Source organism: Microbacterium sp. R1 (assembly GCF_015159725.1).
In the GTDB taxonomy this organism is placed as follows: domain Bacteria; phylum Actinomycetota; class Actinomycetes; order Actinomycetales; family Microbacteriaceae; genus Microbacterium; species Microbacterium oxydans.
Map to the genome: position 1 here is coordinate 46597 of NZ_JADDUD010000006.1, position 13085 is coordinate 59681.

The 13085-nt window shown below is 69.8% G+C and carries 11 protein-coding genes and 1 tRNA gene; 5 read left to right on the forward strand and 7 right to left on the reverse strand.

Going from position 1 to position 13085, the window contains the following annotated elements; genetic code table 11:
- Positions 1-206 precede the first annotated feature (206 nt).
- From ILP86_RS18280 to hrpB, 3 genes are all read left to right on the forward strand, one after another.
- Entirely contained in the window at positions 207-635 is a 429-nt protein-coding gene (locus tag ILP86_RS18280; protein WP_045264204.1) for a MarR family winged helix-turn-helix transcriptional regulator, read from the forward strand.
- 169 nt (positions 636-804) lie between these two features.
- On the forward strand, positions 805-2397 hold the full coding sequence (locus ILP86_RS18285; protein WP_046746700.1) for a flotillin family protein: 1593 nt from the start codon (positions 805-807) through the stop codon (positions 2395-2397).
- Positions 2398-2473: 76 nt separating this feature from the next.
- Entirely contained in the window at positions 2474-5029 is a 2556-nt protein-coding gene (gene hrpB / locus ILP86_RS18290) for an ATP-dependent helicase HrpB (protein ID WP_193762598.1), read from the forward strand.
- Positions 5030-5049: 20 nt separating this feature from the next.
- On the opposite strand, the gene ILP86_RS18295 is transcribed toward hrpB, so the two are convergent.
- From ILP86_RS18295 to ILP86_RS18315, 5 genes are all read right to left on the reverse strand, one after another.
- Complete coding sequence (locus tag ILP86_RS18295) at positions 5050-5784, reverse strand: ABC transporter permease (protein ID WP_046746701.1); 735 nt, start codon at positions 5782-5784, stop codon at positions 5050-5052.
- Positions 5781-6566, reverse strand: coding sequence for an ABC transporter ATP-binding protein (locus ILP86_RS18300; protein ID WP_061016081.1), 786 nt, complete (start codon positions 6564-6566; stop codon positions 5781-5783). Before ILP86_RS18300 ends, ILP86_RS18295 begins: the two co-directional genes overlap by 4 nt.
- An 83-nt stretch (positions 6567-6649) precedes the next feature.
- Entirely contained in the window at positions 6650-7246 is a 597-nt protein-coding gene (locus tag ILP86_RS18305) for a TetR family transcriptional regulator (protein ID WP_058631477.1), read from the reverse strand.
- A gap of 42 nt (positions 7247-7288) precedes the next feature.
- A complete protein-coding gene (locus tag ILP86_RS18310) occupies positions 7289-8044 on the reverse strand; it encodes an AAA family ATPase (RefSeq protein ID WP_046746703.1) in 756 nt (251 codons plus the stop codon).
- Positions 8045-8114: 70 nt separating this feature from the next.
- Positions 8115-9611, reverse strand: a complete 1497-nt coding sequence (locus ILP86_RS18315) for an L-serine ammonia-lyase, iron-sulfur-dependent, subunit alpha (RefSeq protein ID WP_193762599.1) — start codon at positions 9609-9611, stop codon at positions 8115-8117.
- 126 nt (positions 9612-9737) lie between these two features.
- Here ILP86_RS18315 and ILP86_RS18320 point away from each other — a divergent pair, with 126 nt between their 5' ends.
- Entirely contained in the window at positions 9738-10034 is a 297-nt protein-coding gene (locus ILP86_RS18320; protein WP_046746705.1) for a hypothetical protein, read from the forward strand.
- 84 nt (positions 10035-10118) lie between these two features.
- On the opposite strand, the gene ILP86_RS18325 is transcribed toward ILP86_RS18320, so the two are convergent.
- Entirely contained in the window at positions 10119-11849 is a 1731-nt protein-coding gene (locus ILP86_RS18325) for an L-aspartate oxidase (protein ID WP_046746706.1), read from the reverse strand.
- A 77-nt stretch (positions 11850-11926) separates the two neighbouring features.
- Here ILP86_RS18325 and ILP86_RS18330 point away from each other — a divergent pair, with 77 nt between their 5' ends.
- On the forward strand, positions 11927-12859 hold the full coding sequence (locus ILP86_RS18330; RefSeq protein ID WP_058631591.1) for a LysR family transcriptional regulator: 933 nt from the start codon (positions 11927-11929) through the stop codon (positions 12857-12859).
- Between the two features lie 101 nt (positions 12860-12960).
- Here ILP86_RS18330 and ILP86_RS18335 read toward each other — a convergent pair.
- A tRNA-Arg gene (locus ILP86_RS18335) sits at positions 12961-13033 on the reverse strand.
- Positions 13034-13085 lie beyond the last annotated feature (52 nt).

The window sequence follows — 13085 nt, forward strand, 5'->3', positions numbered from 1 at the left end:
GTGAGATCGGACAGCTCGATGCCTGCGCTCAAGATTCCGTGATCAAACCGTTGCATTCGTTACCTCGCCGTTATACAGTGATCGCACGGTGAATGTTTGCTGTGGCATCCACCGCATGTGATTGCAGGACACTCTTGGTGCAAGGGACAAGGGCCGGTCGGGAGCCTCTCCGACCGGCCCTTTACTGTTCGCACTATTCTGTGAGGATGACCGATCGCAAGCTCGCCCTGGAGGCCTGGGAGAGCCTGTTCCGCGCGCAGCACGAGCTGTTCACCGAGATGATGGGCGACTTCGAGCACAGCGATATCGCGCAAGCCGAGTACGACGTGCTGCTCACCGTCACCCGCTCCCCCGACCTCACAGCGCGGCTGCGGGACATCACGGCGAATATGCTCATCAGCCAACCCAGCGTCTCGCGACTGGTCGACCGCATGGTCGCGCGCGGTCTCGTGGCGAAGTGCCCCGACCCCGACGACGGTCGCGGCGCACTGATCCGCGCGACGGACGAGGGGGCACGGGCCTTCCGCTCGCTCGCCACTGTGCACGGACGCTCGATCGCCGAGCGCATGTCCCGCCTCGACGACGACGAGCTCCGCGCCCTGCGCGACCTCGCGGAGAAGCTCCGCAAGGGCTGACGTCCGACTCTCCTCCACAGCTTCTCTGGGGAGGATGAGTTCCCCACGGGGAGTGGAAGATGACGTCCGCCGCGGCGGTGCCGGGCGCTTTTCTGGCAGGGTGGGGGCGAAGGCGCGCATCACGGCGCGCCCGAGACCGCCCCCTCGGGGGGAATCAGGGAGGTCATCCATGGAGATCGCCGGAATCGTCGGCATCCTCGTCATCGTCGGAATCGCCGTCGTCGTCGCCGTCGTCCTACTGCTCGTCCTGCTGCTGTTCGCGCGCAGCTGGATCAAGGTCGCTCGCGCCGACGAGGCACTCGTCATCTCGGGACGCAAGCAGAAGGTGCAGACGGCAGTGCTCTCGGCCGACGGCTCGAGCAGGTCCGAGATGTCGGAGTCGCCGGTCACCGTGATCGTGAACGGCAAGTCGCTCGTGAACCCGATCACGCAGCGTCACGAGATCATCTCGCTGCGTTCACGTCAGGTCTCCCTGAACGCCGAAGCGCAGTCGCTCGACAGCGTGACCCTGAACGTCGACGGTGTCGCGATCGTGAAGATCGGATCCGACCCGATCCTGGTCCGCCGCGCAGCCGAGCGATTCGCCTCGCAGGACAAGGCCATCGAGCAGTTCACCACCGAGCAGCTCGAAGGTGCGCTCCGCGGTATCGTCGCCACCCTGTCGGTCGTCGAGCTGATGCGCGAGCGCAAGAAGTTCTCGGACCAGATCGCGGCAGACGTCTCGCAGGAGCTCGCCGAGCAGGGGCTGATCCTCGACTCGTTCCAGATCAAGGGCATCACCGACAAGGTGGGCTACATCCAGTCGCTCGGCGCCCCCGAGATCCAGGCGAAGCGCCAGTCCGCCGAGATCTCGCAGACCAACGCCGACCGCGCGATCAACCAGAAGAACATCGCCAACCAGGAAGCGAACCTGATCGAGCAGACCGCGCTCGACACCAACACCGCCAACGCGGACTCCGGCATCGGCCGGGCGCGCGCCGAAGCCGAGCAGGCCGAGGCACTCGCCCGCGCGCAGGCCGAGCAGGCGGTGCTGCAGCAGCAGGCCGAGAACAAGCAGGCACAGCTCGACGCCGACGTGAAGCGCGTCGCCGACGCCCAGCGCTACGAGGCGGAGACCCGAGCCCAGGCCGAGCTCTACACGCGTGAGCGCTCGGCGGAGGCCGCCGCGATCGAGCAGGTCAAGCAGGCCGAGGCCCGCACGCGCATCGCCGAACAGCAGGCCCAGGCCGACAAGGCCCGCGCCGAGGGTGAAGCAGCAGCGGCGATCGCGAAGGCCAGCGGTGAGGCGAATGCCCTCCGAGCCCAGGCCGAGGCCGAAGCAGAAGCCCGCCGCCTCCGCGCCAGCGCCGAGGCCGACGCGATCCGTGCCGAGGGTGACGCCCGTGCGGCAGCCCTGGAGGCGGAGGCCAAGGCCATCGCCTCGAACCAGGACGCATTCCTCTCGCAGCGCGTCCTCGAGGTGCTGCCGTCGATCATGGCCGAGTTCTCGAAGGGCTATGCGGCGATCGGCAACGTGTCGATCATCGGCAGCTCCGGCGAAGACGGCGCATCCACCGTCGTGGGCGCCGACAGCGCCAAGGCACTCGCCTCGGTGTTCGACAGCGTCCACTCGGCTACGGGGCTCGACCTGGCCGGCATCATCCAGGGTCAGGCCGTGGGCCGCGGCTTCGGCGCAGGAGTCGCAGAGGCTTCGGCGGCCGCGCCCACGCCGCGCGTCGCGACGCCGACCACGCCACCGCCGCCCGCGCCGCCCGCGGAGTAGTCGGCGCATGACGGCAGATGCCGCGATCGATTCGGTCGCGGCATCCGCCGTTTCTCCGACCGGGCAGACTGGACGGATGACGCGCGCCGCCTTCGACATCGCCACGATCGGCGCCGGCCTGTCGTTCGCCGGCGCCGTCGAGGAGCTCTCCGCCGCCCTCGACACGAGTTCATCCGTGGTGGTGACCGCACCGCCGGGCACGGGCAAGACCACCCTGGTGCCTCCGCTTCTCGCCTCGCGAACCCCCGGTCGGGTGATCGTCACCCAACCGCGCCGGGTGGCCGCACGCGCGGCCGCTCGCCGACTCGCGCAGCTCGACGGCTCGCCTCTCGGCGGGCGCGTGGGATTCACCGTCCGCGGCGAGCGCTCCGCGGGAGCCGACACGAAAGTCGAATTCGTCACGGCGGGGGTCCTCCTGCGACGGATGCTCGACGACCCGGGACTCGACGGTGTGGGCGCGGTCATCATCGACGAGGTGCACGAGCGCGCCATCGAGACCGACCTCCTCGTCGGTCTGCTCTCCGAGGTGCGCGAGCTGCGGGACGACCTGACGGTCGTGGCGATGTCGGCCACCCTCGACGCCGCCCGGATCGCCGCCGTCATCGGCACCGACGAGTCCCCTGCGCCGGTCGTCGACCATGACGTCCCGGCCTTCCCCCTCACCGAGCGATGGGCTCCGAGTCCCGTGCCCCGCCTCGACGAACGGGGAGTCACCCGGGGGTTCCTCGACCACGTCGCGAGCATCACCGCATCCGCAGCCGCCGAACTGGTCCGCCAAGACCCGGAAGCCGATGTGCTGGTCTTCGCCCCCGGCGCTGGTGAGGTGTCGGAGATCGCGCGACGCGTCCGCTCCCTCAGCGACGCCTTCGACGTGCGCGAGTTGCACGGGCGGATCGCCCCGGCGGAACAGGACGCCGTGATCCGCGGCCGCGCGCCGCGCGAGGTCGCCCGCATCATCGTCACCACCTCCCTGGCCGAGTCATCTCTCACCGTGCCGGGTGTACGGCTGGTCGTGGACACCTGCCTGTCGCGGCAGCCCCAGCGTGACGCGGCCCGTGGCATGACGGGTCTGGTCACCACCGCCGCCTCACGCTCCTCGTGCGTGCAGCGTGCCGGACGCGCCACCCGGCAGGGCCCCGGCGCCGTGATCCGCTGCGTCGACGAGCGCACTTACGCCGCGGCTCCCGCTCGTCCGTCGCCGGAGATCGCCACGGCCGACCTCGCCGACGCCGCCCTCCTCCTCGCCTGCTGGGGCGCACCGGGTGGCGCGGGTCTGCGCATGATCGAACCGCTGCGAGCCGACAGCCTCGCCGACGCCGTGGCCGTGCTCCGCGGACTCGGCGCGATCGACGACGACGGTCGCGCCACGGCAGACGGCCGAGTGCTGGCACGTATCCCGACCGACCCGCGACTGGCCAGGGCGCTGCGGGACGGCAGTCCCGTGGTGGGGAACCGACTCGCCGCTGAGGTGGTCGCGCTTCTGAGCGGAGACCAGCGCGTCCCCGACGCCGACGTCGCCCACGCTCTCATCGCACTGCGCGGAAGTCGGACCCCCGACGCTCGCCGTTGGCACGAGGACGCGCGTCGCCTGGAGCGGATGGTCGATCCGACGCCGGACACGCGTTCGGGCCTCGAGGGAGTGGGTCTCGTGATCGCGCTGGCCTTCCCTGACCGTGTCGCCCACCGCGTCGAGCGCTCGGAGTCGGGCGCGACCTTCCTGCTGGCTTCGGGCACCCGGGCCGGGGTCACCGGTCCGCTCGCCGCCGTGGAGTGGCTGGCCGTGGCCGACGTCACCCGGGCCTCATCGCGGGCGGCGGCGGGCTCCGGCGCGGTCATCCGATCGGCGGCGGTGCTGACGGAGGGGCAGATGGAGAGCGCGGCCAGCCACCTGATGACAGACCGCATCGAGGCCGAGTTCGTCGGAGGTCGCGTGCAGGCCCGCCGTGAGCGCCGAATCGGGGCGATCGTCCGCTCATCGGTGCCGGTGCGGGCGGCGGCGTCGGAAGGCCGGGATGCAGTGGAGCGGGCGCTCCGACGCGACGGACTCGGCATGTTCACCTGGTCCGAGAGTGCGGATGCCCTGCGCCGCCGACTCGCGCTGCTGCGACGCGAGCTCGGCGAACCCTGGCCCGACGTGTCGGACTCGGGGCTGCTCGAATCGCTCGACACGTGGCTGGCGACGGAGCTCGATGCCCTCGCGTCCGGCGCCCCCGCCAGCCGGCTGGATCTCACGTCCGCCCTTCGCCGTCTGCTGCCCTGGCCGGAAGCCGTGCACCTGGATACGCTCGCCCCGGAACGGCTCGCCGTGCCCAGCGGGTCCCGGGTGCGCATCACCTACCCGGAGCCTGACGGCGACGCGACCGCACGCCCCGTCGTGGCAGTGAAGCTGCAGGAGTGCTTCGGCTGGGCGGAGACGCCGCGGCTGGTGGACGGACGCGTTCTCGTGCTCTTCCACCTGCTGTCCCCGGCGGGGCGGCCGCTCGCCGTCACAGACGACCTCGCCTCCTTCTGGTCCGGTCCCTACGCCCAGGTGCGCGCCGAGATGCGCGGCCGCTACCCCCGGCACCCGTGGCCCGAGGACCCATGGGCCGCGGCGCCGACCAAGCACACCAAGAACCGCGCCGCTCGCTGACCCGCACCCCCGAGCCGGTCTCAGCCAGTTCGCCGCCGCAGTGTGAGGGCGGCAAGCGCCAGGGCGCCGACGGCGAACGCCACGACGATGAGCAGCGGACCGAACACGTCTGCGCCCTCGTCCCCCGCCGCGACCGCGTTGATCGTGTCGATCGCGTAGCTGAGCGGCAGCCAGTCGGAGATGGCGTGCAGCACATCGGGCATCTGGTCTCGGGGCATGAACAGACCGCCGAGGATGATCTGCGGGAACACCAGCAGCGGCATGAACTGCACGGCCTGAAACTCGGTCTGGGCGAACGCGCTCGCCAGCAGCCCGAGCGCCGTGCCGAGCAGAGCATCGACAACCGCGACGAGGCCGAGCTGCCACAGCGGCCCGTCGACGTCGAGGCCGCACACCGCGACCGCGAACGACACCGTGATCACCGCCTGCAGCAGGGCCATCAGCCCGAACGCGAGTGCGTAGCCGAGGATGAAGTCGGCCTTCTCGAGTGGCGTGGTCATCAGCCGTTCGAGCGTGCCGGAACGGCGCTCGCGCAGGGTGGTGATCGATGTGATGAGGAACATCACGATGAACGGGAACAGCGCCAGGATCGCACCGCCGAACTGGTCGAACACACCGTCCTGCTCGCTGAACAGCCAGGCGAAGAGACCGACGAGCAGGCTCGGGGCGATGAGCATCAGGGCGATCGACCGCGGGTCGTGCCGCAGCTGCGTGAGCACGCGCCCGGCGGTCGCGAACAGCCGACGGCCGTTCATCCCTCGACCTCCTCATTCCGCTCGTGCGCCTCTCGCCGCGCCCGCCTGGTGGTCGCGGCGCCGGCCGCGCTGTCGCGCTCGATCAGAGCGAGGAACGCGGCTTCGGCGTCGCTCGTGCCGGTGTCGGCGAGCAGCGACGATGGTGTCGTGTCGGCGATGATCCGCCCTTCCCGCATCAGGAGCAGCCGGTCGCAGCGCACAGCCTCGTCCATCACGTGGCTCGAGACGATGAGTGTGACGCCCCGGTCGGCAAGGCGTCGGAACAGGCTCCACAGCTCGGCACGCAGTACAGGGTCGAGGCCGACCGTCGGCTCATCCAGCACGATGAGCTCGGGGGCGCCGATCAACGCGACCGCGAGCGACACCCGCGTCGCCTGGCCGCCGCTCAGCGAATCGACGAGCTGCGCCGCCTGCGCGCCGAGACCGACCTCCTGGATGACCCTGTCGACATCGTCCTTCGGCGCCTTCAGGAGCGAGGCGAAGTAGGTGAGATTCTGCCGCACGCTGAGATCGCCGTAGACCGAGGCGCCCTGCGTGCCGTACGCGACACGATGCCGCAGCTGGCGGGAACCGCCCGGCTCACCGAGAACGGTCACGTCGCCCGACGCGATCCGCTGCACCCCGACGATCGACCGCATGAGCGTGGTCTTGCCGCACCCCGAGGGACCCAGCAGCCCCGTGATCTGGCCGCGGGGCACGGCGAGGTCGATGCCGTCGAACACACGAACGGCCCCGCGCCGCACGCGCAGCTGCGTGATCTCGACGGCAGCATTATTCATCATGCGATGAATTATGCGCCTCCCGCTCGACGGCGTCAACGGGTTCTCCAGAGCGCAGAAAGGTGGAGCGCAGAAGAGGGTGGAGCTCAGTCGAAGAGGTAGCGCTGCACCGTGGGGCCCAGCCGTGCGACGAGGTCCTCCACCGGGGCGGCAGCGAGCGCCGGGAGCTTCAGCACATATCGGGCGATCAGCATCCCGGCGATCTGCGAGGCGACGAGCGATGCCCTGAGGTCGGCGTCGTCGACGTCGAGGCTCCGCGAGATGCGGGAGAGGAGCTCACGCGAGAGGAAACCTGCCAGCAGCGGTGTCGTCACCCGACTCCCGATCGCGGTGCGCAGGAGCATGACCCCGCGCCGGCGCACCTCGGGCTGCTCGAACGCCTCGAGGACGTATCGGATCAGACGTTCACCGACCTCGTCACGCGGACCCGTGAGGATCCCCGGCACATCGATGTCCGGACGCAGCGGGATGCCCACGGCTTCGGCGAAGAGGTCGGCTTTGGTGCCGAAGTAGTGGTGCACGAGGGCGGAGTCCACCCCGGCCCTCGCGGCGATGGAGCGGATCGTCGCTCCGTCGTAGCCCTTCTCCCCGAAGTCGTCCACGGCGGACGCGATGATGCGCGCCCGCGAGTCCGAGACGCCGCGGGGACGGCCACGCCGCCTGGGGGGCTTGTGCTCGGTCATGCCCGTCAGCCTATGATGCGCGGCGATGGCACGGCGCGCCGGTCAGTCGAGCAGATGACGCAGATAGCGCGTCGGATGCTCGAGGAACGAACGCCAGTGGTTCACGATCTCGAGGTCGTCCCACTCGGCCGGGCGCACACCCCACTCGCCGACCTCGAGGATCTTCGCTCCCGGCAGGGCCGCCAGCACCGGCGAGTGGGTGGCGCACAGCACCTGCCCTCCCTCGTCGGCGATGCGTCGGAGCACGGCGATCAGGGCGAGGGTGGAGTTGAAGGACAACGCGGCCTCCGGCTCGTCGAGGCAGTAGAAGCCCGGCTCGTCGAAACGGCTCTCCAGCAGTGCGAGGAACGACTCGCCGTGGCTCATCTCGTGGAACGGCACATCGGGTGCGCTGGTCGACGGGTTCTCCTCGAGGTAGGTGTAGAAGGAGTGCATCGTCTCTGCACGGAGGAAGAACCCCCAACGGCTCGAGCCCACTCCCCGCTGCAGCCGCAACCACTCGGACAATGGCGATTCGGTCGCCCGCGTGGTGTGTCGAGCCTGCCGGGAACCTCCCTCGGGTGAGAGGCCGTACGCGATCGCGACGCCCTCGACCAGGGTGGACTTGCCGCTGCCGTTCTCGCCGACCAGGAAGGTCACCCCGGGGTCGAGGTCGATCCCCTCACGCAGCACCTGGGCGACCGCGGGGATGTTCGTCGGCCACCCCGTGCCCGTCGTCGGCGCCTCATCGTTCGGACGGACCGCGACGACGGGCTGCTGCCGTCGTCGCCGAGAGGTCGGCTCCCAGAACGCATCCATCGTGATCCCTCCCCGTGTGGCGTCTCGGAGAGGCTACCCGCATCCCCCGACAGGGACACGGGAAGGAGCCTCAGCACTCGATGACGTTGACAGCGAGGCCACCCTCGCTCGTCTCCTTGTACTTGGTGGACATGTCGGCCCCCGTCTGGCGCATCGTCTCGACGACGGCGTCCAGCGAGACGTAGTGGCTGCCGTCGCCGCGAAGGGCGAGCCGCGCAGCGGTGACGGCGGTCGAGGCGGCGATCGCGTTGCGCTCGATGCACGGAATCTGCACGAGCCCGCCGATCGGATCGCACGTGAGGCCGAGGTGGTGCTCCATCGCGATCTCGGCGGCGTTCTCGATCTGCCGGTTCGTGCCGCCCATCACCGCGGTGAGGCCGCCGGCCGCCATGGCACAGGCGCTGCCGACCTCGGCCTGACACCCGCCCTCCGCGCCGGAGATCGACGCGTTGGCCTTGAACAGCGACCCGAGTGCCGTCGCGGTCAGCAGGAAGCGACGGATGCCGCGTCGACGATTCGCCTCAGCGGTCTGCTCCTCGTCGAGCTCGCTCCCGTCGCTCACCGCACGCACGTCGGACTCGAAACCGAGCAGCGCACTGCCGACCAGCTCGCCGTACGGAGTGACCGCATTGCCCGCCCCGAGCCCCGAGTCGGCAAGGAAACGCCACCAGTACATCGCGACGGCTGGGAGGATGCCTGCGGCTCCATTGGTCGGCGCCGTGACGACGCGACCGCCCGCCGCGTTCTCCTCGTTCACGGCGAGCGCGAAAGCCCCGAGCCATTCCCCGGGAAGCTCGCGATGCCCGTCGGCTTCCACCTCCTCGAGCTGGCCGCGGATCACACCGGCACGCCGCTTGACCTTGAGGATCCCGGGGAGCGTGCCCTCGGCGTGGAGGCCGGCATCGACACACCCCGACATCGCATCCCAGATCGCATCGAGCCCGGCAGCGACCTCCTCTTCCGAGCGCAGCGATGTCTCGTTCAGTCGCGCCACCTCGGCGATCGACAGTCCGTTCTCGTCGCAGAGGGCGAGCAGCGACGCCGCATCCGCGTAGGAATACGGGAATCCGGCGGTCGCGAGCTTCGCCTCCTCGCCGTCGCGTCGGATGAAACCTCCGCCGACCGAGTAGTAGGTCTCCTCGGCGAGCACCGCACCCGAGTCGTCCCAGGCGGTGATCGTCATGGCGTTCGGGTGCCCGGGAAGCCGGGTGCGCGGCGCGAACACGATGTCGTCCTTCGCGAAGGGGACGTCGTGGGTGCCGTCGATGCGGATCATGGCCTGCGCGGGCAGATCGGTCCAGGCTGCACGGACGTCGGCAGGATCGCAGGTCTCCGGCGTGAGACCGCGCAGGCCCGCGACGACCGCATCCGGGGTGCCGTGCCCGATACCCGTCGCTCCGAGCGAACCGTAGAGGGTGCTGCCGATCCGGGCGACCTGGGGAAGGATGCCCGTCGCTGTGAGTCGCCGAGCGAAGTCGAGGGCCGCTCGCATCGGTCCGACCGTATGGGAGCTCGATGGCCCCACTCCGATGGAGAAGAGGTCGAAGGCCGAGACGTACGCTGTCACCCCTCCAGGCTACGCCGGATTCACCACTTCGGTTCACCGCGGTTAACTCATCAGCGCGTCAAGCCCCTTCCCGTCATGCGTGTGCTGAGCCATCCTGTTCGGACCACATCGTCGAAAGGGGTCATCATGACCGACACCACTCCCGACCCGGAGACCACGGACGAGGCCTCCCCCGAATCGCAGACCCCCACGCCCACGCCGTCGTCGGACACGAGCGAGGGCGAGGTCACGACACCCGCCGAGGCGGAATCGCCAGAAGACGCCGACCCGAGCGAGGTTCCGAGCACCGAGGAGCTCGAAGAGCCCAGCACCGAGAAGGCCCCGGGCGAAGAGCCCAAGGCTCCGAAGCGCGATGAGCCCGAGCCCGATCACGAGGCGGTCGGCATCGGCGTGATCGACACGGAAGAGCCGCAGGCCGACTGAGCTCCCGAAGAATCCGGAGCACCACAGAGGCCCCGTCCTGCTGTCATCGGCAGGACGGGGCCTCGGTCGTGAACGGGGTCCCCGCTACTCGACGAGCTTGCCCTCGGTGTCGACCTCCCGCATGAGCTCGGCGATCTCAGGCGAGATCTCAGGGATCGCCTCTCGGGTCACACCGTCCTTCGGCGACCACACCAGGTTCACCTGCAGTGTCGGGTCGGTGTCGGGGAAGTCGCTGCGGTTATGGCATCCACGGGTCTCCCGACGTTCCAGCGCCGCCTCGAGGGTGGCGCGTGCAGCGAGCGCCGACGCCTTGAGATCGAACGCGTGCGCGAGGTCCTGGAAACCCGCGATGTCGGGGTGGATGCCGATGTCCTCCATGCGCCCCTCGATCATGTCGAGGTCGGCGAGTCCCGCGCGCAGCCCCTCCTCCGAGCGCACGACTCCGGCGTACTCGGTCATCAGGTTGCGGATCGCGCGCTGCAGCGCGCGGACGTTCTCACGTCCCTCCGCGGCGAGCAGGTCGTCGATCTCCGCACGCGCCTCGGCGACGGCCGTCGCCGACCGACGCTGCGCATCCAGCCCGGCCGCATGCTCCATGGCCGCCTGCCCCACGATCCGCCCGTAGACGAGCAGCTCGATGAGCGAGTTGCCCCCGAGTCGGTTGGCGCCATGCAGTCCGCTGGAGGCCTCGCCGATCGCGTAGAGGCCGTCGACATCGGTCTGGTGGTCTTCCGGCCGCACCCACACACCGCCCATCGAATAGTGCGCGGTCGGTGCGATCTCGATCGGGTCGGTGGTGATGTCGAGCATCTGCAGCTCCATCATCGTCTGATAGACGCGTGGCAGGCGGGTCATGATCGTCTCGCGCGGCAGGTGCGACACGTCGAGCCAGACGCCACCGTTCTCGGTGCCGCGACCTTCCTGGATCTCGGTGTACGCCGCGAGCGCGACGCGGTCCCGCGTCGACAGCTCCATCCGCTCGGGGTCGTACTTCGCCATGAACCGCTCACCGAGCGCGTTGCGCAGGATGCCGCCCTCGCCGCGAGCCGCCTCGGAGATCAGGGTTCCCGCCGCGCTCTCCGGCTCGATGATGCCGGACGGGTGGAACTGGACGAGCTCGGGGTCGCGCAGGCGAGCTCCCGCGTCGACCGCCAGGCGGAAGGAGTCGCCCGTGTTCTCGTCGCGGCGGGAAGAGGTGCGGCGCCAGATGCGGTTGTGTCCGCCCGCGGCGAGGATCACGGCATCCGCGTGGATGAGGTAGCGGGTGCCGTCGGCCTGGTCGAAGCCGTAGGCCCCGAACACGACGTTGTCGCGCACCAGGAGGCGGGTGATGTAGACGTGGTCGAGGATCGGCACGTCGAGCTGCTCGGCCTTGCGCACGAGGGTGCGCTGGATCTCGAGCCCCGTGTAGTCGCCGGCGAACGCCGTACGGCGGAAGGTGTGAGCGCCGAAGAACCGCTGCGAGATGCGGCCGTCGTCTTCACGCGCGAAGTCCATGCCCCAGCGCTCGAGGTCGCGGATGCCCCGCTCGGCGCCCTGGGTGACGATCTCGACCGTGTGCGGGTTGGCGAGGAGGTAGCTCTCCTTGATGGTGTCGGCCGCGTGCTGCTGCCAGCTGTCCTCCGCGTCCATCGTGCCGAGCGCGGCGTTGATGCCGCCGGCGGCGAGGGAGGTGTGCGCGTCCTGCCGCGGCCGTTTGCCCACGGCGAGCACGTCGACGCCGTGTTCGGCGATCTCGATCGCTGCCCGGAGACCCGAGCCTCCGGTGCCGATGACGAGGACGGTGGTGGATATCTGACGTTCGCGCGTAGCCATGCGGTCCACGGTAGTTAGGCGATCCTAATAACTCCAATGCATAGTTCGACTTGAAACGATGCGGGTAGGCTATGGCCATGAACCTCGAGCAGCTCCGCGGGTTCGTCGAGGTCGCGCGTCTCGGACACTTCACCCGCGCCTCCGAGCACCTGCACCTGGCACAGCCGTCTTTGAGCCGGCAGATCTCGACGCTGGAGCGCGAGCTCGGCGCCGAGCTGTTCCACCGCGCGCGCGGCCATATCGCCCTCACGGCCGCCGGCGAGACGCTCCTCCCCCGCGCACAGCGCATGCTGGCGGAGGCCGATGCCATCCGCGACGAGATGGGCGAACTCGCCGGGCTCCGACGGGGACGCGTGCGCCTCGGCGCCCCTCCCACCCTCTGCATCAGCCTCGTCGCCGAGGCGATCCGCTCCTTCCACGCCGCGCACCCCGGCGTCGACCTGCATCTCACCGAAAGCGGATCTCGCCGCCTCGTCGAGGAGCTCGCCGTCGGCGCCGTCGACATCGCACTCATCACGGAATCCGACGGCCCTCCACCCTCGGGGTTCAGCCTCACGCGGATGCCGCTGCTCACCGAGGAGCTCGTCGTCGTCTCGGCCGCGACCGAGCCGCCCGTATCGAGCTCGGCATCCATGACGCTCCTCCACCTCGCGTCCCTCCCCCTGATCGCACTCGACGAGACCTACGAGCTTCGAGCCACGACCGAGGCGGCCTTCCGCGCCGAGGGCCTCAGGCCCACCCATGTGCTCGAAGGCGCCGAGATGGACGCGGTGCTGCGTTTCGTCGAGCGCGGTGTCGGCGTCGCGGTCGTGCCGGCGATGGTGCTCCTCGATCGCCCCGCCCTGCGATCGGTCCGGCTGACGCACCCCATGATGACCCGCACGGTCAGCCTCGCCCACCGTGCGGATGTGACACCGGCCGTCGCCGTCGCCGCGATCCGCGACGTGATCGTCGCGACCGCCGCCGAGGTGGCCGACCGCGACCCGGCGATCACGAGCCTGCTCACCTGACGACGCGGGGCTCATCCTCAACGATGAGTCGGCTCGTTCCCGACAACGCAGAAACGGCCTCCACCGGAGTGGAAGCCGTTTCTCACTGTCTCAACACAGTGTGCGCCCGAAGGGACTCGAACCCCTAACCTTCTGATCCGTAGTCAGATGCTCTATCCATTGAGCTACGGGCGCCCGGCCCGCTCAGCGGGCCGTAGAACAGCCTACAACAGTCCCGACGCGAAAG